This window comes from Mycobacterium sp. 852002-51961_SCH5331710, assembly GCF_001665535.1.
Lineage (GTDB): Bacteria > Actinomycetota > Actinomycetes > Mycobacteriales > Mycobacteriaceae > Mycobacterium.
Window position 1 is genome coordinate 59,202 of record NZ_LZSQ01000105.1, and the last position, 23,639, is coordinate 82,840.

At 63.9% G+C, this 23,639-nt stretch carries 2 protein-coding genes and 3 pseudogenes; all 5 read left to right on the top strand.

The genetic code is table 11. The annotated features are described in order from the left end of the window. Nucleotides 1–38: 38 nt before the first annotated feature. Nucleotides 39–7,886 (top strand): annotated as a pseudogene (locus A5752_RS28325) (non-ribosomal peptide synthetase); the annotation flags it as partial. A 243-nt stretch (nucleotides 7,887–8,129) separates the two neighbouring features. Beyond that, nucleotides 8,130–8,447 (top strand): annotated as a pseudogene (locus tag A5752_RS28330) (class I SAM-dependent methyltransferase); the annotation flags it as partial. 699 nt (nucleotides 8,448–9,146) lie between these two features. Further along, nucleotides 9,147–21,140: pseudogene (locus tag A5752_RS28335) on the top strand (amino acid adenylation domain-containing protein); the annotation flags it as partial. 155 nt (nucleotides 21,141–21,295) lie between these two features. Further along, a complete protein-coding gene (locus A5752_RS17925) occupies nucleotides 21,296–22,564 on the top strand; it encodes a glycosyltransferase (protein ID WP_067088223.1) in 1,269 nt (422 codons plus the stop codon). A 194-nt stretch (nucleotides 22,565–22,758) separates the two neighbouring features. Next, nucleotides 22,759–23,639: FkbM family methyltransferase (locus A5752_RS17930; protein WP_067088206.1), on the top strand; the 881-nt coding region annotated here is incomplete at its 3' end.

Consider the following 23,639-nt stretch of genomic DNA (forward strand, 5'->3'; position numbering starts at 1 on the left):
CGGCGGATCTCACACGGCGCTTGTCGTCGATGGATCTGATGGACGATGCCGATTACGCGCAGTTGGACGACTGGGGCAATCGCGCGGTCCTGACGGAGTCGATGGGCGTACCGTTGCGGTCGATCCCCGACTTGTTCCATAAGCAGGTGGAGCGCACGCCGGATGCTGCGGCACTCACATTCGGTGGACGATCCTGGACGTATCGGGAACTGGACGAGGCGTCGAACCGGTTGGCGCACCTGCTGGCAGCGCGCGGCGCCGGTCCAGGTCAGTTTGTGGCGTTGCTGCTTTCACGCTCGGCCGAGGCGATCGTGGCGATCCTGGCGGTGCTCAAGACAGGTGCCGCTTACCTGCCGATCGACCCGCTGCATCCCGATGCTCGAGTGGACTTCATGCTCGGGGACGCGGCGCCGATGGCTGCGGTCACCACCGCCGGTCTGGCCGAGCGGTTGACCGGATATGAGCTGTCGGTGATCGACGCCGAAGGCCCCGCGGTGCATAGTCAGCCGGGTACGCCGTTACCGGTACCCGATCCCGACGACATCGCGTACCTCATCTACACCTCGGGCACCACCGGAGTGCCCAAGGGGGTGGCCATCAGCCATCACCATGTCACACGGATGCTCGAAACCCTGGGCAGTGATCTTCATTTCGCGAATCAGGTATGGACGCAATGTCACTCATTGGCCTTCGACTACTCGGTGTGGGAGATTTTCGGGGCGCTGCTGAATGGCGGTCGCCTGGTGGTGGTCCCCGACGAAGTTGTGCGCTCTCCGCGTGACCTCCACGCTCTCTTGGCTGCCGAACACGTCAGCTTGTTGAGCCAGACGCCATCGGCGTTCTACGCGCTTCAGACAGTGGATTCGCTGGAGCACGAACGCAGGTCGGAGTTGACGCTCGAGGCGGTCGTGTTCGGCGGAGAAGCCCTCGATCCTCAGCGCATCCGCACCTGGCTGAATAACCATCCGGAATCACCGCGGATGATCAACATGTACGGCATCACCGAAACCACGGTGCACGCGTCATTTCGCGAGATCATCGAGGCTGACGTCGAGAGCGGTGCCAGCCCTATCGGGGTGCCGTTGGGTCATCTGGCCTTCTTTGTATTGGACAGTTCGCTACAACAGGTGCCGGCCGGGGTGGTCGGTGAGTTGTACGTGGCTGGTGGTGGCCTGGGTATGGGGTATTGGCGCCGAGGAGGATTGAGCGCGACGCGTTTCGTCGCCTGTCCGTTCGCGAGCAAGGACACGCCAGGACAACGGATGTATCGGACCGGGGATTTGGTCCGGTGGAGTCTTGACGGGCAGCTGACCTACGTGGGGCGTGCCGACGAGCAGGTCAAGATTCGCGGATATCGCATCGAGCTGGGTGAGATCCAGGCCGCGCTCGCCGGATTGGACGGAGTCGAGCAGGCGGCAGTCATCGCGCGTGAGGACCGCCCCGGCGACAAGCGCCTGGTCGGATACATCACCGGCGAGGCGGACCCCACCAAGGTCCGAGTCCGGCTCGGCGAGCGGTTGCCGTCATATATGGTGCCGGCCGCGGTGGTGACGCTAGAGGCGCTGCCGTTGACGGTCAACGGCAAGCTGGACAAGCGCGCCTTGCCCGAACCCGAGTACACGGAAGCGGACCGCTACCGGGCTCCCGCCACCGCGGTCGAGGAAATACTCGCCGGACTCTACGCTCGGGTGCTCGGACTGGAACGGGTGGGAGTGGACGACTCGTTCTTCGACTTGGGAGGCGATTCGCTGTTGGCGACGCGGATGATCGCCGCCATCAACAACGATCTCAGTGCCGATCTGGCCGTGCGCACGCTCTTCGAATCGCCCACCGTGGCCCAACTGGCGCTTCGCCTCGATGAGCGTTCGGGCGGATTCGAACCTTTGACGACGCGGCAACGCCCTGAGGTTCTGCCGCTGTCATTTGCGCAGCAGCGATTGTGGTTCCTGCATCAGCTGCATGGGCCCTCGCCCGTCTACAACCTGCCCGCGGCGTTTCGGATCAGTGGTGCGCTGGATATCGACGCATTAGACGCGGCGTTGGCTGATGTGGTGGCCCGCCAAGAGAGCCTTCGCACAGTGTTTTTGGCACGCGAAGGGGTTCCCGAGCAGGTCATCATGTCCGCCGAGCAGGTGGATCCGGGCTTGCGGGTCGTCGATGCAGCGGGCTGGTCGGAGCCACAGATTGAAGAGGCCGTCGGCGCCGAGGTGCGGTATGGCTTCGATTTGTCGACGGAAATCCCGTTGCGCACAACGGTGTTCCGTCTAGGAGGCGACGACCACATCTTGGTGGCGGTGGCGCATCATATCGCCGCAGACGGCTGGTCGATCACCACGTTGATACGCGATCTCGTCACTGCGTATACCAGCCGGGCCACCGGACACACACCGGACTGGGCGCCGTTGCCGGTGCAGTATGTCGATTACACGTTGTGGCAGCGCGAGCAGCTGGGCGATCTCGATGATGCCGACAGTCGCATCGCTGCGCAGGTGGGTTACTGGGAGCAGGCGCTGGCCGGATTGCCTGAGCGACTTGACTTGCCCACCGATCGGCCGTACCCGCCGGTGGCGGATTACCGCGGGGGCAGTGTGGCCGTGGAATTTCCGGTGGAACTGCAACAAGGGCTCGGACGGGTTGCCCGCGAGCACAATGCAACCAACTTCATGGTGGTGCAGGCCGCATTGGCGGCGTTGCTGGCCAAATTGAGCGCCAGCTCAGATGTGGCGATCGGCTTCCCGATCGCTGGGCGGCGAGATCCGGCCCTGGACGATCTCGTTGGATTGTTCGTCAACACCTTGGTGTTGCGGGTCGAACTGTCCGGTAACCCCAGTGTCGCTGAGCTTTTGGCTCAGGTCCGTGCACGCAGCCTGGCAGCTTTCGAGCATCAGGATGTTCCGTTCGAGGTGTTGGTGGATCGGCTCAATCCAGCCCGATCACTGACGCATCACCCGCTTGTGCAGGTGTTGTTGGCCTGGCAGAACCTACCTGCGGGCAGCCGCGAGGGCGTCGCGGGGGACAACTCCGATCTTCAAGTCTCGCCGCTGGAGGTTGAAACCCAGGCGGCTCGGATGGATCTGACGTTTTCGCTGGCTGAACGATTCAACGAGTTTGGTGAACCGGTAGGCATCGGTGGAGCGGTGGAGTTCCGGACCGATGTGTTTGATGCGGCCGGCATCGAGGTGTTGATCGGGCGGCTGCGACGAGTGTTGACGGCCATCACCGCCGACCCCACACGTCAGCTGTCGTCGGTGGATGTGCTCGACGCCGCCGAGTACGCGCTTCTGCGCCGGTGGGAGAACCGGAAAACCGTGACTCCGGTCGCACCAGCGAGTACTTCGGTGCCGTCCATCCCGGCGTTGTTCGCCGAACGGGTTGCGCAGGCGCCGGACGCGTTAGCGGTGAGCTTCGACGGTCACGGCATGACGTACCGGCAATTGGATGAGGCCGCCAACCGACTTGCCCATCTGTTGGTCAGCCAGGGTGCGGGCCCATCGAAGTGTGTGGCGCTACTGGTTCCGCGCTCAGCCGAGGCGATCGTGTCGATTCTCGCAGTCCTGAAAACGGGAGCTGCCTATCTGCCGATCGATCCGGCGCTCCCCGCGGGCCGGATCGAGTTCATGCTGAGCGACGCGGCGCCACTGCTTGCGGTCACCACCGATGGGCTCGCGGAGCGGTTCGAGGGGCGCGGACTGTCGGTCATCGACGTCAATGACCCAGCCGTCGCCGACCAACCGAGCATCACGCTCCCAGCGCCGGCAGGCGATGAGATCGCCTACCTGATCTACACGTCGGGTACCACCGGTGTCCCGAAAGGCGTTGCGATTACTCATCACAACGTCATCGAGCTACTTGCGTCGTTGTCTGCTGATGTACCCCGGTCCGGGGTGTGGTCCCAGTGGCATTCCTATGCCTTCGACGTGTCGGTGTGCGAGATCTGGGGTGCTCTACTCGGTGGTGGGCGACTGGTCGTGGTTCCCGAGCCGGTCACCCGCTCTCCAGAGGAATTCCATGCCCTGCTGGCCCGTGAACAGGTAAGCGTGTTGAGCCAGACCCCCTCGGCGTTCTATGCGTTGCAAACCGCCGATGGACTGGCACCCGAGCTGGGACAGCAGCTCGCGCTTCAGAGCGTGATCTTCGCCGGCGAAGCCCTTGAACCGCAACGTCTTCAGTCCTGGCTAGAACGTCATCCCCGATCACCGCGGCTGTTGAATCTCTATGGCACCACCGAGACCACGGTGCACGCCTCGTTCCGAGAAATCGCGGCTGGGGACATCGACAGCAACGCGAGCCCAATCGGGATTCCACTGAGCCATCTTGGGTTCTTTGTGCTGGATCAGTGGTTACGTCCAACCCCGGTCGGGGTGGTCGGTGAGCTGTATGTGGCCGGTAGTGGGCTGGGATTGGGGTACTGGCGCCGCCCCGCATTGACATCATCGCGGTTCGTGGCATGCCCGTTGGTTGACGCGGGAGCACCTGGACAACGGATGTATCGCACAGGCGATCTGGTCTGCTGGGGCGCCGACGGTGAACTGCGCTACCTGGGTAGAGCCGATGAGCAGGTCAAGATCCGCGGGTACCGGATCGAACTCGGCGAGGTTCAGGCTGCGCTCGCTGCGGTTCCCGGGGTGGACCAGGCGGTGGTGATCGTCCGCGAAGACCGTGCCGGCGACAAGCGCCTGGTCGGTTACGTCACCGGGACCGTTGATCCGGCGCTGGCACGCAGTGCATTGGCGGACAGACTGCCCGGATATATGGTGCCGGCGGCGGTGGTCGGCATCGAAGCGTTGCCGTTGACGGTCAACGGCAAACTCAATAGGCGCGCCCTGCCGGCTCCTGAGTATCAGGATGCGGATACGTACCGCGCCCCGTCGAACCCAGTCGAGGAGATCCTGGCCGGGATATACGCGCGGATCCTCGGCATCGAACGAGTCGGTGTCGACGAATCGTTCTTCGACTTGGGTGGGGACTCGCTGTCGGCGATGCGGGTGATCGCGGCGATCAACACCGATCTGGACGCCGATGTCTCCGTCCGTACGTTGTTCGATGCACCCTCTGTCGCGCGGTTGGCGCCACGCATCGGTGAGGGGACAGGTCGACGCAATCCGTTGGTAGCAGTGGACAAGCGGCCGGCGGTGGTGCCGTTGTCGTTCGCTCAGAACCGGATGTGGTTTCTCAATCAGGTCGAGGGTGAGGTCGCGACCTACAACATGCCGACGGCGTTCCGGATCAGTGGGGCGCTCGATGCCGACGCCCTGAGCTCGGCACTGCGCGATGTGATTGTCCGCCACGAGACCCTGCGCACGGTGTTCCCGGCGGTCGATGGCACACCCCATCAAGTCGTGGTGCCCGCCGAGCAAGCCGATTTCCGGTGGCAGGTGGTCGACGTCAGCGGCTGGCCGGCGCAGCGGCTGGCCGAAGCCGTCGGCGCGCTGGTGCGCCACAGATTCGATCTGACTGTCGAAATTCCCCTACGTGCCGAACTTTTCGACCTCGGCAACAACGAGTACATCTTCGTGGCGGTGGTGCACCACATCGCGGGCGATGGCTGGTCCATCGCCCCGTTCGTCCGCGATCTCAGCACGGCTTACGCCATCCGTTGCTCAGGCCAGGCGCCGGACTGGGCCCCGTTGCCGGTGCAGTACGTGGACTACACACTGTGGCAGCGCGCCGAATTCGGTGATCTGGCCGACCCGGACAGTCCGATCGCCGGGCAGCTGGACTACTGGGAACACGCGTTGGCCGGGATGCCCGAGCGATTGGAATTGCCTACCGATCGGCCGTACCCGCCGGTGGCCGATTACCGTGGCGCGAGCGTGGCGGTCGACTGGCCGGCTTCGTTGCAGCAGCACGTGGCACGAGTGGCCCGCGAACACAACGCAACCGGTTTCATGGTGATGCAGGCAGCTCTGGCAGTGCTGTTGTCGAAGTTGAGCAGCAGTTCTGACGTAGCGGTGGGGTTCCCGATCGCCGGACGACGCGACTCGGTGCTCGACGAATTGGTCGGGTTCTTCGTCAACACCTTGGTATTGCGGGTCGAGGTCGACGGTGATCCCGTTTTCGCCCAAGTGTTGGCCCAGGTGCGCGCGAAAGGGCTGGCCGCGTTCGAGCACCAGGATGTGCCTTTCGAGGTGCTGGTCGATCGGCTCAACCCGGCCCGCTCCCTGACCCATCATCCGCTGATCCAGGTGATGTTGGCGTGGCAGAATTTTCCCGGACTTGACGACGACTCGGCGGCCGGACTGACCCTGGGCGATCTGCAGATCACACCGTTCTCCGCGGAGACCCTCAGCGCCCGTATGGATATGGTGGTGTTCCTGCGGGAGCGCTGGACGGAAGCGGGTGAGCCCGCCGGGATCGGCGGGATGGTCGAGTTCCGGACCGATGTGTTCGACGCCGCGAGCATTGAGACGCTGATCGGGCGGCTGCGACGAGTCTTGGAAGCGATCGGGGCCGAGCCCACACGGCCGCTGTCGTCGATCGATGTGCTCGACACCAGCGAGTACGCCACGCTCGACGAGGTCGGTAATCGGGAGGTCCTGACCGAACGATCGAGCAGGTCGGTGGCGATCCCGGAGTTGTTCGCCGTGCAGGTGGCTTGCGCGCCGGAGTCGGTCGCGATCCGTTGCGGTGAGGTCACCTTGACCTATGGCGAACTCGATGAGGCATCAAATCGTTTGGCGCACTTGTTGGTCGGGCATGGTGCGGGCGCAGGCCAATCTGTGGCGTTGCTCTTGCCGCGATCAGCAGAGGCGATCGTGGCCATTCTGGCAGTGCTCAAGACCGGGGCGGCGTATCTGCCGATTGATTCGGCCTATCCACAGACGCGCATCGAATTCATGGTGTCTGACGCCAAGCCGATCGTCGCGGTCACCACAGCCGATTTCGCCGAAAGGCTGCGCGGGTGCGGGGTGCTCGTTGTCGATGTCGACGATCCGCGCATCCCCGGTCAACCCAGCACCGCGTTGTCGGGGCCGGTTCCGGAGGACATTGCCCACATCATCTACACCTCGGGCACCACCGGTCTGCCCAAGGGAGTGGCCGTAACCCACCACAATGTGACGCGCCTGTTCGACGCGATGGACATTCGTTACCGGCCGGCGCCGGACCAGGTCTGGTCGCAATCCCACTCGTATGCCTTCGACTATTCCGTCTGGGAGATGTGGGGTGCCCTGCTGCACGGCGGTCGCCTGGTGGTGGTGCCCGAGGAGGTTAGCCGCTCCCCGCAGGACTTCCATGCGTTGCTGGTCGCCGAGAAAGTCACCATGCTCAGCCAGACTCCGTCGGCGCTTGGGGTGCTGTCTCCTGCGGGTCTGGACCGCGCGGCGCTGATGATCGCCGCCGAGCCCTGCCCGGCGGAGGTGGTGGACCGGTGGGCGCCCGGACGGGTGATGATCAACGGATATGGTCCGACCGAGACCACCGTCTATGCCACCATCAGCGCGCCGCTGGTCGCGGGAGCGGGGGAGGTGCCGATAGGTCTCCCCGTACCGGGTGCGGCGTTGTTTGTGCTGGACGCGTGGTTGCGTCCGGTGCCGACCGGGGTCGTCGGTGAGTTGTACGTCGCAGGCCGAGGAGTGGGCGTGGGCTACGTGCGCCGGCCCGGGCTGACCGGCTCGCGATTCGTGGCGTGCCCGTTCGTGGGCGACGAAACATCGGGCGGGCAAAGGATGTACCGCACCGGGGATTTGGTGCGCTGGGGCGCCGACGGGCAGCTGCGTTATGTGGGACGCGCTGATGAACAGGTCAAGATTCGCGGGTATCGCATCGAACTCGGTGAGATCGAGTCTGTGCTTCGCGCCCATCCCCGGGTGTCCCAGGCGGTGGTCGTCGCCCACGCCGCAGATGTGGCCGACGGTGTCGGCGACAAGCAACTGGTGGGTTATGTAGTTCCCGACCCACAGATGAAGTTGGTTCGTGAGCCCGCCCGGGAAGCCCAACTCGTGAGCCAGTGGCAAGGCGTGTATGCGGACCTCTATACGGGGGAGGCCTTCACACAGCACGACGAATCCACCGAGTTGGGGCAGGATTTCGGTGGGTGGAACTCCAGTTACACCGGTGATCCGATCCCGCTCGACCAGATGCGTCAGTGGCAGGCAGCGGCGGTGAAGCGGATTCAAGCGCTGGGGCCCGGCCGAGTGTTGGAGATCGGTGTCGGCTCAGGTCTACTGCTGGCCCCCCTCGCCCCACATTGCGTCGAGTACTGGGGCACCGACTTCTCCGCGCCGACGATCGAGAGATTGCGGGCGGCGGTGGCGTCGCAGCCGTGGGCAGGCCGGGTTCACTTGGCGGTGCAGCCTGCCGATGCAGCCGACGGGCTGCCCGAAGGCTATTTCGACACCATTGTCCTGAACTCTGTCATCCAGTACTTCCCCAGCGCGGGCTATCTGCTCGACGTTTTGAAGTTGGCGATGCGACTTCTTGCACCCGGCGGGGCGGTCTTCGTCGGTGATGTGCGCAACCTCGCGCTGCTTCGGGAATTCACCACCGGGCTGGTGTGCGCCGAGGATGCCAGTGGGGAGCTGACCGCCGCCGTGGTGCGCGAGCGAGTGCGTCGCGAAATGCTCGGCGAGCAAGAGCTGTTGGTGGCTCCGGAATTCTTCAGCGTGTTGACATCTCATGACACGGAGATCGGCGCGGTCGATGTGCAACTCAAGGCGATGGACGCGATCAACGAGCTCAGTGGTTACCGCTACGAGGTCGTGTTGCGTAAGACGCCGGTGTCGGCGCGTTCGGCGGCCCGCATCCGGACCGAAGCGTGGGAGCGGTTCGGCAGCTTGGCCGCGTTGGGTGACTTCTTGCGCGCGACGGACCTACCGGAATTGCGTGTCACGGGTGTGCCACATGCCGGGGTTTGGCCGGAGGTGGCATTGGCGGCGGCGCTGGCTTCCGCGCCGGATCGGGTGGCTCTCAACGAGTTGAGTGCCGTTGTGGCGGAGCCGGAGAACGCGGTCGTTGCGCGACAGTGCCATCTTTTGGGCGAGGAACTGGGCTACGTCACCGCGGTAACCTGGTCAGCCGCAGCCGGTTTCGTCGACATCGTTCTGACCCGCGCAGTAGAGCCATTGTCGGATGTGTATTTGCCCGCCGGATCGGTGGGGCCGCTGGCCGACTATGTGAATGACCCGGCCGCGATCGAACGCGCCGGGGAGTTGCGCGGCTTCGTGTCAGAGCGATTGCCGGAGTTCATGGTTCCAGCTTCGATAACGATGTTGGACTCACTACCCCTGACGGTCAACGGCAAGCTGGACAAACGGGCGCTGCCTGCTCCGGAGTTCATCAGCACGGTGGCCTACCGCGCCCCACGGGATGACCGTGAGCGGGTGTTGGCCGCATTGTTCGGCGAGGTACTGGGCGCGAGCCGGGTCGGCATCGACGAATCATTCTTCGATCTGGGCGGACACTCGCTGTCGGCTACGCGTCTGGTGGCCCGCGTCCGCGCCGAGCTGAACGTGGACGTCCCGATTCGGGCATTGTTCGACGCGCCCACGGTGGCGGGGCTAACGGCGTGGATCCACGCTCACGCCGACGATGCGACAGCCACCGCTCTGACAGCGCGCCCCCGCCCGCCGGTAGTGCCGCTGTCCTATGCCCAGCAGCGGTTGTGGTTCCTCGATCAGCTACATGGGCCTTCGCCGGTCTACAACATGCCGGCAGCCTTCACCATTTCGGGATCTCTGGACGTCGCGGCATTGGGGGCGGCGCTGGGTGATGTGGTGGCCCGTCACGAAAGCCTGCGCACCCTCTTCGTCGCGGCTGAGGGCATCCCCCAACAGGTCGTCATCCCGCCCGAGCGAGCCGAATTCGGCTGGGCTGTCGTCGATGCCACCGGCTTCTCGTCGCAGCAGGTTGACGACGCCGTCGCCGCGACCGTGGGACACAATTTTGATCTCAGTGCTGAGATTCCGTTGCGGGCAACGCTTTTACACCTCGACGAGGGCCAACATGTGTTGGTGGCGGTCGTGCACCACATCGCCGGAGATGGCTGGTCCATCGCCCCGCTTGTACGCGATGTCGGCTCCGCCTATGCCGCTCGCTGCGCAGGGCACGCCCCGATTTGGACGCCGCTGGCGGTGCAATATGTCGATTACACGCTTTGGCAACGCGAGTCGCTCGGAGAACTCGACGACCCGACGAGCCGCATCGCGGGGCAGCTCAGTTACTGGCAGCAGGTGTTGGCGGGACTGCCCGAGCGGCTGGAGCTGCCCACCGATCGGCCCTACCCATCGGTCGCCGACCAGCGCGGGGCCAGCATCGCCATCGACTGGCCTGCCGAGTTGCAGCAACAGCTGGCCAGGGTGGCCGCTCACCATCAGGCGACGAGCTTCATGGTGGTCCAAGCCGCGTTGGCGGTGGTGTTGGCGAAACTGTCCGCCAGCACCGACGTGGCCATCGGCTTTCCGATCGCCGGGCGGCGGGACGCCGCACTCGATGAGCTGGTCGGCTTCTTCGTCAACACGCTGATTCTGCGCGTCCAGATCGAGGGGGACCCCACGGTTGCGGAGTTGTTCGAGCAGGTCCGCTCCCGCAGCCTGGCCGCCTATGAACATCAGGACGTGCCCTTCGAAGTCCTCGTCGAACGCCTCAACCCCACGCGCTCGCTCGCTCGCCACCCGCTGATCCAGGTGATGCTGGGCTGGCAGAACTTTGACCGTCCCGACCATGCGGCGCCCACCCCGGCCCTGGGCGATGTTCAGGTCCACCCGCTGACCGTCGACACCCACACCGCCCGCATGGACCTCTCGTTCTCCCTCGAGGAACGCTGGAACTCCTCCGGTGAACCCCTCGGGATAACCGGGTCGGTGGAGTACCGCACCGATGTGTTCGACGCGGCGAGCATCCAGACGCTTGTCCAGCGGCTGCTCCGTGCGCTCACCAATCTCACCGACGACCCGAGCCGCCGCCTGTCCACGGTCGATCTGCTCGAGGAGGTCGAACACCACAGGCTCGAACGGCTCGGTAACCGCACCGCGCTGATCCAGCCGCCGTCCGGTACACACCTGTCGATTCCGGCGCTGTTCGCCACCCAGGTGGCCCGAACGCCGGACGCCGTCGCGATCAGCGGTGACGGCAGGTCCATGACCTATCGAGAACTCGATGAAGACTCCACCCGGCTGGGGCACCTACTCGCGGATCGGGGCGTCGGGTCGGGGCGTTCGGTGGCGCTGCTCGTCGAACGGTCAGCCCAAGCAGTCGTCGCCATGCTGGCAGTGCTCAAGACGGGGGCCGCGTATCTGCCGATCGATCCGATCGTGCCCGATGCCCGGCTGCATTTCATGCTCGCCGACGCCGCGCCGACCGCCGTGATCAGTACCACCGAACTCGCCGACAGGCTCGACGGCGGCGAGTACACGGTCGTCGACGTCGACGACCCGGCCATCGACGCCTATCCCAGCACAGGGTTGGCGGCGCCGGAACCCGACGACATTGCGTACTTGATCTATACCTCCGGCACCACCGGAATTCCCAAGGGCGTGGCCATCACCCACCGCAGTGTGACCAACTTGCTCGGGTCACTGGACGCGGGGCTGCCCGCATCGGGGGTGTGGCCTTTGTGTCACTCGCTCGCCTTCGACGTGTCGGTCTGGGAGATCTTCGGTGCGCTGCTCCGCGGTGGGCGGCTGGTCGTCGTCCCCGAGACGGTGGCGAGCTCGCCTGATGAGCTTCACCGACTGCTGGCCGCTGAATCGGTCACCGTATTGACCCAGACCCCTTCGGCGATCGCGACGTTGCCGGATGAGGGTCTCGAGTCGACCACGGTCGTGATGGCCGGAGAAGCCTGTCCGACCGAGGTGGTGGAGCGTTGGGCGCCGGGGCGGGTGATGATCAACGCCTACGGCCCAACCGAAACCACGATGTGTGTGGCTGTCAGCGCGCCGCTGACGGCAGGCACGCAGGTAGTTCCGATCGGTACCCCGGTGCCGGGCGCGGCGTTGTTCGTTCTCGATGCGTGGCTGCGTCCAGTGCCGGTGGGAGTGGTCGGCGAGTTGTACGTTGCCGGCCTCGGACTGGCGTACGGCTACCTGGGCCGTGCCGGGTTGACCGCAGCGCGATTCATCGCCAGCCCATTCGGCGGCGCACCGGGCCAGCGGATGTATCGGACCGGCGATCTGGTGCGCTGGGGCACCGACGGGCAGCTGACATACCTGGGCCGCGCCGATGAGCAGGTCAAGATCCGCGGCTACCGGATCGAGCTCGGCGAAATCCACACTGCGCTGACCGCCCTGGACGGAATCGACCAGGCCGCCGTGATCGCCCGCGAAGACCGGCCCGGCGACAAGCGCCTCGTCGGATATGTCACCGAAAGCCCCAGCGCCAGCGTCGATCCCGCGGAGGTGCGAACAAAGCTGGCCGAGCGACTACCGGCGTACATGGTGCCTGCGACCATCGTCGTCCTCGACGCTCTGCCTTTAACGGTGAACGGCAAACTCGACACCCGCGCGTTACCCGTCCCCGAATACAGTGCTGGCCAGTACCGTCCTCCGAGCACCCCCACCGAGGAAATTCTGGCGGGCATCTACGCCCGCGTTCTGGGATTGGAACGCGTCGGAGTCGACGAATCCTTCTTCGACCTCGGCGGCGATTCGCTTTCCGCAACCCGGGTCATCGCCGCCATCAATACCAGCATGGACGCCGGCTTGGCCGTCCGGACGATATTCGAGTCACCCTCTGTCGCGCAGCTGGCGCCACGTATCGGTGAGGGCTCGGTACGCAGGGCGCCATTGGCGGCCGCTGAACGTCCAACGGCGGTACCGCTGTCGTATGCCCAGAGCCGGTTGTGGTTCCTCAACCGATTCGAGGACGGATTCGGGACCTACAACATTCCCACCGCGTTGCGGATCACTGGGGCGCTTGACGTGTCGGCGCTCGACGCGGCGCTGGACGATGTGATCGCGCGACATGAATCGCTGCGGACCGTCTTCCCCGACACTGACGGTGTGCCGTTCCAGAAGGTGCTGCCCGCCCAGCCGGGGATGTGGCGGCGTGGCGGTCCGGCGGTGATGTCGTTGCCCGAGCCGGACTTGGCCATCGAGTTGGCGGCTTTGGCGGGGTATCGGTTTGATCTGGCCAGTGAGATCCCGGTGCGCGCACAGATTTATGCGCTTGGTCCAGAAGAGTTCGTACTCGCAATCATGGTGCATCACATCGCTTTTGACGGTTGGTCGTTGGCGCCGATGGTGCGTGATGTGGCCGAGGCGTATCGGGCGCGTCGGCAGGGGCAGGAGCCGGGCTGGTCGCCGTTGCCGGTGCAGTACGCCGATTACACGCTGTGGCAACGGAATTGGTTAGGTGTTGAGTCCGATCCGGACAGTGTGATCGCTGCTCAGCTGGCGTATTGGCGAGCCGAGTTGGCGGACGTGCCGGAGGTGGTGTCGCTGCCGGCGGATCGTCCGCGCCCGGCGGTGCCCAGCTATCGCGGTGACGGGGTGGAGTTGCGCATCGAGGCGCCGTTGTGGGCGCAGGTCAAGGCGGTGGCGGCGGCGCACAATGCGACTGCCTCGATGGTGATGCAGGCGGTGCTGGCGGTGGTGTTGCACCGCGCCGGGGTGGGTCAGGACGTGGTGATGGGTTCGCCGATCGCCGGGCGGTTGGATGCCGCGCTTGATGATCTGGTGGGGTTCTTCGTCAACACCTGGGTGCTGCGGGTGGCGGTGGATTCTGAGGATTCGTTCGGTGAGGTGCTCGGGCGGGTGCGGCAGAAGGCGTTGGATGCCTACAGCAATCAGGATGTGCCGTTCGAGTTGCTCGTTGAGCACCTCAACCCAGTGCGTTCCACGTCGCACCATCCACTGTTCCAAGTGGGCATGCTCTTCCAGAACAATGTGCGCCCAGAGGGGGCGGCATTCGACGGGATCACTGTTGAGCCGCTGGAGATGTCCGTCGGTACTTCGAAGTGGGACTTGGACTTCGACTTCGGTGAGGTGCCCACCGAGGACCCGAACGCACCGATGGCTGCCGGCGCCGTCACCTATGCGACGGACCTGTACGACCGGTCGACCATCGAGCGGTTGGTTGCCTGGTTCGGTCGGGTGCTTGAGGCGGTCGTCGCCGACGCCTCGGTGGCAGTCGGCGAAATGACATTGCTCGACGCCGGAGAGCAGAGCGTTCTCGATGAGGTGGGCAACCGTGCGGTCCTGACCGGCCCGGTGCGCACGGTGGCGTCGATTCCAGAGGCCTTCGTCGAACAGGCGGCCCGCACCCCGCAGGCAGTGGCGCTGCGCTGCGGTCAGGTGTCGTTGACTTTCCGCGAACTGGACGAGACGTCAAATCGGTTGGCGCACTTGCTTGCCGCCCAGGGCATCGGCACAGGTGACTGCGTGGCGCTGCTGTTCAACCGGTCCGCCGAGGCGATCACGGCAATGTTGGCGGTGCTCAAGGCGGGAGCTGCGTACCTGCCGATCGACCCGGCGCTGCCGGCGACCCGGATCGCGTTCATGATAGGCGACGCCATGCCGAAGGTCGCCATCACCACTGCTCGGCAGGCCGAGCGGCTGGCGGGGCACGACTTGCTGGTCATCAATGTCGACCACGCCGGCATTCACGACTATCCACACACGCCTCTGCCCGCGCCGGAACCGGGTGACATCGCGTACATCATCTACACCTCGGGAACCACGGGCACGCCCAAGGGCGTTGCCATCACCCACCACAACGTGACCGAGCTGATGGCTTCTTTGAACCCGGTACTTGCGGCCCCGGGTCAGGTGTGGTCGCAATGGCATTCCTACAGCTTCGACATCTCGGGTTGGGAGATCTGGGGGGCGCTGCTGCACGGTGGGCGGCTGGTTGTGGTGCCCGAGACCGTGGCCCGCTCGCTCACAGACTTCCACGCGTTGCTCGTCGCCGAGCAGGTGACCGTTTTGAGTCAAACCCCTTCTGCGGTCGGAGGATTGTCGCCCGAGGGTCTGGACGGCGTGACCTTGCTGGTCGGCGGAGAGCCATGCCCGGCCGAGGTGGTGGACCGATGGGCGCCGGGCCGGACCATGATCAACGAGTATGGGCCGACCGAAGCCACGATGTGGGTGACCGCGAGTGCGCCACTGACCGCAGGCTCGGGCGCGGTACCAATTGGCGCGCCGCTGCCGACCGCAGCGTTGTTCGTGCTCGACCACAGCCTGCGGCCCGTGCCGCCCGGGGTGGTCGGGGAGTTGTATGTCGCCGGCCCTCAGGTCGGGGTCGGTTATTGGCGTAGGCCGGGATTGACTTCGTCGAGGTTCATGGCGTGTCCGTTCGGAGCTCCCGGTCAGCGGATGTATCGGACCGGAGATCTTGTGCGCTGGGGCGCCGACGGACAATTGCGTTACCTGGGCCGTGCCGACGAACAGGTCAAGATCCGGGGCTACCGCATCGAACTCGGTGAGATCGGCGCGGTGCTCGCGGCACACCCGCGCGTCGCGCAGGCGGTCGTCCTCGCCCATACCGCAGATGCCGGGGGACCTGTCAGCGACAAGCAACTGGTGGGCTACGTCGTTGCCGATCAGGAGGCGATGCTGGTACGCGAGCCCGACCGGGAAGCGCAGATCGTCGAACAATGGCAGCGGGTGTGGGGCGGTCTGTACTCGGCGGGGTCGGGCGCTGTGAGTGAGCCTGCGCCGCCGGGTGAAGATTTCGGCGGCTGGATCAGCAGCTACACCGGCGAGCCGATTCCCCTCGAACAGATGCGTGAATGGCGCTCGGCAGCGGTGAATCGGATCCGCGCGCTGGGCCCGCGGCGGGTGCTGGAGATCGGTGTCGGTTCGGGCCTGTTGCTGACGCCGTTGGCGCCGAACTGTGACGAGTACTGGGGCATCGATCTCTCCAGTGCCACGATCGAGAAGTTGCAGGCGGTGGTGGCCACGCAGCCTTGGGCTGACCGCGTGCGATTGCGGGCGCAGCCCGCCGATGTGGCAGAAGGACTGCCGCACGCCCACTTCGACACCATCATCCTCAACTCCGTAATCCAGTACTTCCCAAGCGCGGGTTATCTGCTCGACGTCCTCACGTCGGCCTTCCAGTTGCTGGCGCCCGGGGGAGCAGTGTTCATCGGCGACGTGCGCAATCTGTCGTTACTGCAAGCGTTCACCACCGGCGTGGTGTGCGCCGACGGTGGCGGCGCCGAGCGGACCGCGGCTGTCATCAGGGAACGGGTGCGCAGGGAAATCTTGGCCGAGCAGGAACTGTTGTTGGCGCCAGAATTCTTCGTGGCCCTACCCCGGCAACTCGATGAGATCGCTGCCGTGGATCTTCAGCTCAAAGCGATGGACGCGGTCAACGAGCTCAGCGGTTACCGCTACGACGTGGTGCTACATAAGGCGCCGGGATACGCGCGTTCGGCCGCCGAGATTCCTACCGAACCGTGGCAACGTTGGGGGAGCCTGACCGCATTGGGTGATTTTCTGAGCACCCAGCAGCCGACGCAACTGCGTGTCACCGCGGTCCCGCATGGCGGGATATGGCTCGAGGTCGCGCTTGCTGAGGCGCTGGCATCGGCAGGGGATCGGGTAGCGGTCAGCGAGGTACGTTCCGGCCTAGAGGTTCCTGAGGACGCGGTCCTGCCGCGGCAGTGTCATCTGCTGGGTGATCAGCTCGGTTACGCGACAGCTGTGACCTGGTCGCCGATCGCCGGACGGATGGATGTGATCTTCTCGCGCAGCGATGATCCGCAGCAGGTGGTGACCGATCTGTACCGGCCGGCGACATCGGTCGATTCACTTGCCGGGCATGTCAACGACCCGGCGGCTGTCGAGCGGGTGGCCGAACTGCGCAGCTTTGCCGGTGAACGGTTGCCGGGATTCATGGTGCCCGCTGCGATCATGATGCTGGACTCGCTGCCCCTGACGGTAAACGGCAAGTTGGATAGGCGTGCATTGCCGGCGCCGAAGTTTGTCAGCGGTGCTGCCTATCGGGCACCGCGCGATCAACGCGAACAGATGGTGGCCGCATTGTTCGGCGAGGTGCTAGGAGCGACGAAAGTCGGCATCGACGATTCGTTCTTTGACCTTGGTGGGCATTCGCTTTCGGCGATGCGACTGCTGGGTCGACTGCGCGCCGAATTGGGTGTAGAGGTCCCGATCCGGGAGTTCTTCGACGCGCCAACCGTCGCCGGGTTGGCCGAAATCGCCAGTGTGTCCGGCAGTCACGCTCGTAGGCCGGCATTGACCGTTCGGCAACGGCCCGCAGAGATTCCGTTGTCGTACGCCCAACAGCGTCTCTGGTTCCTCGACCAGTTGCACGGACCGTCGGCGATGTACAACATGCCGACCGCTTATCGGATCAGCGGCGCACTGGATACCGAGGCGCTGGGGGCAGCCTTGGCTGATGTCGTTGCCCGCCAAGAGAGCCTGCGGACACTGTTCACCGCGCCCGCAGGTAAACCGCAGCAGGTCGTCGTACCTGTGGAGCAGGCCGATTTCGGCTGGGGAGTCGTCGATGCCGACGGATGGTCCGCCGAGCAATTGGAGCGCGCCGTCAACGATGTCGTGCGCCACACGTTCGAACTGGCAACCGAGATTCCTTTGCGAGCAACGGTTTTCCGTCTCGCTGCTGACGAGCATGTACTGGTGGCCGTGGTTCACCACATCGCTGCCGACGGCTTGTCGATTGCCCCCTTGATGCGAGATCTAAGTATGGCTTACGCCAGCCGGTGTCGGGGGCACGCTCCGGATTGGTCGCCTTTGCCGGTGCAATATGTGGACTACACCCTGTGGCAGCGTGAGCACCTGGGCGACTTGACCGATTCCGACAGCCCCATCGCCGCGCAACTGGCGTACTGGGAACGAGCGCTCAGCGGCCTGCCAGAGCGGATGGAATTGCCGACCGATCGGCCATATCCGCCGGTGGCCGATTACCGGGGCGATACTGTGGCCGTCGAATGGCCGGCCCAGCTGCAGCAACAGATTGCTCGGATGGCCGCAGAACACGACACGACCAGTTTCATGGTGGTTCAAGCCGCCCTGGCGGTGTTGTTGGCCAAGCTCAGCGCCAGTCCGGATGTCGCCGTCGGTTTCCCGATCGCCGGGCGCGACGACCCTGCTTTGGATGAGCTGGTGGGGGTCTTCGTCAACACTCTGGTGCTTCGGGTCGATCTCGCCGGTGATCCCCGCGTATCTGATCTGCTGACCCAGGTGCGTCACCGCAGCCTGGCCGCCTACCAGCATCAGGATGTGCCGTTCGAGGTGCTCGTTGACCGGCTGAACCCCGACCGCAGCCTGACCCACCATCCGGTAGTTCAAGTGATGCTGGCTTGGCAGAACCTGTCCGGGCACATGGGCAGTTCCGACTCATTCTCTCTGGGCGATCTGCGATTCGCCCCGATGGTCGCCGAAACTCGGACTGCGCGGATGGATCTGACGTTCTCGCTAGCCGAACGCTGGAACGAGGCCGGTGAACCCGCCGGTATCGGCGGAGCGGTGGAGTTCCGCACCGACGTGTTCGATGCGGCAACGATCGAAGCGCTGATCGGGCGGCTGCTTCGGGTGGTCACGGCGCTGATCGCTGACCCGACGCGACGACTCTCGTCGATAGATGTCTTGGATGCAGGCGAACACACCCGGCTTGACGTGTGGGGGAACAACGCAGCGCTGACTGCGCCGATGTCTCGCGGGAAGTCGATCCCGACCCTCTTCGCCGATCGGGTTGCGCGCGCTCCGCAGGCTGTGGCGCTCACGTTCCGTGACCGGTCCATGACCTATCACGAGCTCGACGAGACGTCGAATCGATTGGCGCACCTGCTCATCGAATACGGTGCTCGACCTGGAGAGCGGGTGGCCCTCCTGTTCGACCGGTCGGTCGAGGCGATCATCGCAATCATGGCGGTGCTCAAGACTGGAGCGGCCTACCTCCCGATCGACCCGGCGCATCCGGCGGCACGCGTCGAGTTCATGCTCGATGATGCCGCGCCTCTCGTCGTGGTCAGTTCCATGACCGTCGCGAGGACCCTCAATGGGCGCGAACTGCCGGTGATCGATATCGATGACTCGCGGATCACCGACCAGCCGAGTACTGCTCCACCACTGGTAGATTCCTCCGAAATCGCCTATGTCATATACACTTCCGGCACCACCGGTGTTCCTAAGGGCGTAGCGGTCAGTCATCGCAACGTGACCGGCCTCCTAGAGGTACTGGACGCGAAGTTGGAGCTAACTCCTGGACACGTGTGGACCCAGTGTCACTCCTATGCCTTCGATTACTCGGTGTGGGAGATCTTCGGTGCGCTACTGCGTGGCGGCCGACTCGTGGTCGTACCCGACGAGGTAGTGCGGTCACCACAGGAACTGCACTCCCTGTTGGCCACCGAAAACGTGACCATCTTGAGCCAGACTCCGTCGGCGTTCTATGCACTGCAGACCGTCGATGCGCTGTCGTCCGCGAGTGACGAAAAGCTGAAGCTCGAGACGGTGGTATTCGGCGGAGAGGCGCTCGAACCGCAACGGCTCGAGACGTGGTTGCGCAACCATCCCGGATCGCCACGGTTGGTGAACATGTACGGCATCACCGAGACGACGGTGCATGCTTCGTTCCGCGAAATCCTCAGCCGTGACGTCGAGGGGAGCGCAAGCCCCATCGGGGTGCCCTTGGCCAACCTCGCATTCCATGTGCTCGATCAGTGGCTGCATCCAGTGCCCGCTGGAGTGGTCGGCGAGCTGTACGTCGCAGGTGGTGGGCTGTCCTACGGCTATGTGGGACGCCCTGAATTGACCGGATCGCGGTTCTTAGCTTGTCCGTTCGGCGGTCCAGGGACACGGATGTATCGCACCGGGGATCTGGTGCGCTGGGGTACAGACGGACAGCTGCACTATGCGGGGCGCGCAGATGAGCAGGTCAAGATTCGCGGCTATCGCATCGAACTCGGCGAAGTCGAGTCGGCCCTGGCTGGGCTGACCGGTGTGGACCAGGCGGTCGTGATCCCCCGCGAGGATCGCCCCGGCGACAAGCGTCTGGTCGGTTACATCACCGAATCATCAACCGGCACAATCAATACCGCTGAGACGCGGGCGGCACTTGCCGAATGTCTTCCCGCATATATGGTCCCTGCAGCCGTGGTTGTGCTGGATGCGTTGCCGTTGACGGTCAACGGCAAACTCGATCGACGGGCGCTGCCGGCACCCGAATACATCGACACCGACCACTATCAGGCCCCGGCGAGCCCAACCGAGCAGATTCTCGCCGACGTTTACGGCGAGGTACTCGGACTCGAGCGCGTCGGGGTGGACGACTCGTTCTTCGATCTGGGTGGGGACTCGCTGTTGGCGATGCAGGCGATAGCGGCGATCAACAGCCGCCTCGACACCCACCTTGCCGTGCGCACGTTGTTCAACGCGCCGTCGGTGAGGGACTTGAGCCAGCAGCTGGAAGGGGGCGCCGACACCGCCGAAGTGGTTCCTGTCGAGGTGCTCAAGGACGGCACCGGCGTCCCGTTGTTCTGTATCCACCCCGGCGGTGGTGTGAGCTGGCAGTACCAAGCCCTCGGAAAGTACCTGGACTGCCCCATCATCGGGATTCAGCAGGCTCTACAGGGCGATGAAGCCGAACCTCGGTCCATACGTGAGATGGCGGCGAACTATGCCGACCGGATTCAACAGATCTGCCCAACCGGCCCCTACAAGCTCCTCGGCTGGTCGTTCGGCGGAGTCGTTGCTCATGAACTTGCCATCGAGCTGCAACGACGCGGATGTGATGTTGGCCGGTTGATCCTCATTGATACTCAGCCAAGGCTCGACAGCGTCTACCTACCAGACGGCGCTCTGGACAAGAAGCGCGTACTCCAAGAAGTCATGCGGTTGTACAACATTGACAATCCACACGCGGACGAGTCGCTTACCTACGATGAATTGCAGGACCGGATTCGTCAGCGAGTTGCCGTGGAGTCTCCTCAATTCCAGCAGCTGATGGATTCGTTCATACAGAACCTGGATCTATTAGTTCAGAACATCACCTTCAACCGCGGGTTGCATGCCGCACATGAACCGGGCGTTTTCGACGGAGACATGATCGCATTCGCCGCTGCTCAGGAAGGAACTGAATCGTATACGGCTGCCCAACACTGGCGTCCTTATATCGTTGGCACCATCACAGAGCAAACCGTCGACTGTCCACACGAAGTCATGTTGACAGCCGAATCGTTGAATCTCTATGGCCGGCAACTGAAGGATTTTGTTGAGTAATCGGCACGTCCGAGATCGGCGACTGCGGGGGCAGGATATGGCAATGCTGTGATCGCGCGATGTTCGGGCGTTATGACGACATTGCCCCGCCGAGGCCAATTTTCGACTGGCATCACCGGCTAATAGGGTTCAGCGACTGAGGGAGGATGAACGCCATGATCTGTGTCCTGGCATGCTACGGAACTCGCGGCGATGTCGAACCCGGTCTCGCTCTTGCTCGTGAACTACTACGTCGCGGGCACGAAGTACGCGTGGCCGTGCCGCCCGACCTCGTCGGCTTTGCCGAGGCAGCAGGCATTGCAGCAGTTCCCTACGGGCTGGATACGCAGACGTGGATGGATCAGCACCGAGACCTGTGGGCATCAATCCTTCGCGCATTCTGGAATATCCAGAAATTGAAGACGCTGGGACAGGAACTCTGGGGGGTGTATTCGGAGTGCTGGCGATCCGCTAGTGCGACGTTGGTTTCGCTAGCGGACGGGGCGGATCGAATAATCTCCGGTCGGGGTCTGGAGGAGCCTGCTGCGAACGTGGCGGAGTATTACGATATCCCCTTAGCCACATTGCATTTTGCGCCAGCTCGCCCCAACGGCCAGTTTCTTCCCACCTTACCGCCGCTAGTGGGGAGCTCGTTGATGACTCTCAATCTGTGGGTCTTTTGGCGCATGACGAAGCGGGTGGAGGACTCGCAGCGCCGTGAGTTGGGCCTGCCGAAGGCATCGATATCTCCGTCGCGACGAATTGCCGAACGTGGCTCGCTCGACATCCAGGCCTACGACGAGTGTTGCTTTCCGGGACTGGCGAGCGAATGGGCGAAGTGGGCACATCAACGGCCCTTCGTCGGCGCGCTGACAATGGAATTGTCAACGGATGCAGACGAGGAGGTCGCATCGTGGATCGCGTCGGGCAAACCGCCGATATATTTTGGCTTCGGAAGCGTACCCGTCGAATCCGCGAGGCGCACAATTGAAATGATCAGCGCAGCGTGCGCCCGGTTGGGCGAGCGAGCGTTGATCTGCGCCGCAGGGACCGACGTCAGCGACGTTCTTCCGTCGGCCCATGTCAAGCTTGTAAGTACGGTGAGCCACGCCGAGATCTTCGCCGCTTGTCGCGCGGTTGTACATCACGGTGGCGCGGGCACGACTGCCGCGGGCTTGCGGGCCGGCGTTCCGACATTGATCCTGTGGACTGCGGCCGACCAACCGTTGTGGGGCATTCAGATCAAGAGGCTCAAGGTAGGCAGCGCCCGTCGCTTTTCGGGGACCACGGAGGACACGCTGGTCGATGATCTCCGCACCATCCTTGCTCCGCAATATGTAGCGCGCGCTCGCGAGTTCGCAAACGAAATGACAGCCGCTGCTGAGAGCGTCGCGGCCGCAGCTGATCTGATAGAGAACTCGTCCCGCTTGCCGCTTGCTAACTGACCGGCAGGCGCCGGTCATCGGGATGTGTTCCTGGGAATCGAGGTTACATGATCACCGACAACTCCAATGCCCGGAAGTGTCCGCGCCAACGCAGTATCTTCCATCGCGATCGAAGGCGGAGCCATTCCCAAGACTTGGCACGAAAACCGAAGGGGCGTCGGAACTTATGTTCGAACGGGGGGTAGGGCGCCGAAATGCTTGACGAGCTGATCCTGCCGCAGTGGCGGCGGTACATTCGGTTTCTACAGACCAATAAGAAAAGCATCTCCGCTGCCGAGCGTTGGGTGCGGGCGCTACTGCTCATAATCCCCTTCTACGCTGTGGCCGTGCCGCTATGGCTTTTCTCGGCACGCCATCAGCCGCAGACCGTGGACACCGCGACCGAAGACGGCCTTCAATTTCGATGCCGGCTTCCGGACTTGATTGCCATGTACATGTACTTATTCGGCACATGGGAGCCTGATCTCGCCGCGTTCCTTCGCCGGAGACTCCGTCCCGGTGACGCCTTCATCGACATAGGTGCCAATATCGGCACCGTAAGTGCGTTGGGCAGCAGGCTAGTTGGACCTCATGGCATCGTTTATGCGATCGAACCGTGCCCCAACGTCATCGTCATGTTGCGGGATACCGTCGAGCGGAACGGTTTGACGAACGTTCGTGTGGTGACTGCCGCGGTGTCCGATCGCGATCAAGAACTTCCGCTGTTTGTGGGTCCAAGTTTCAACATCGGATTGACCTCGATGGTTGCCCGCCGCGGGCTACAAGAACAGGGTCGAGTACGGGCGGCGCCGCTCGGTGCGCTCTTGAACCGCGAGGAGCTACTCACCGCACGGCTGATCAAGATTGACGTGGAGGGAGCCGAAGACCGCGTGCTCGCCGGCATCCTGACATCTGTCGATGCGCTCGCCGACGACGTCGAACTCGTGGTTGAGCTGACACCGAGTTACTGGAGCGATCCTGAGCTTCGGCCGATTGACGTGTTAAGGCCCTTCCTCGATCGCGGCTTTCATGTCTATCTGCTGCCGAACAACTACGCGCCATGGCGATATCTATGGCCTGTCTCTTATACACATCT

What these genes read in the sequence shown, in the direction of transcription:
- A5752_RS17925 (WP_067088223.1), top strand. Translation starts at nt 21,296, where the DNA reads ATGATCTGTGTCCTGGCATGCTACGGAACTCGCGGCGATGTCGAACCC.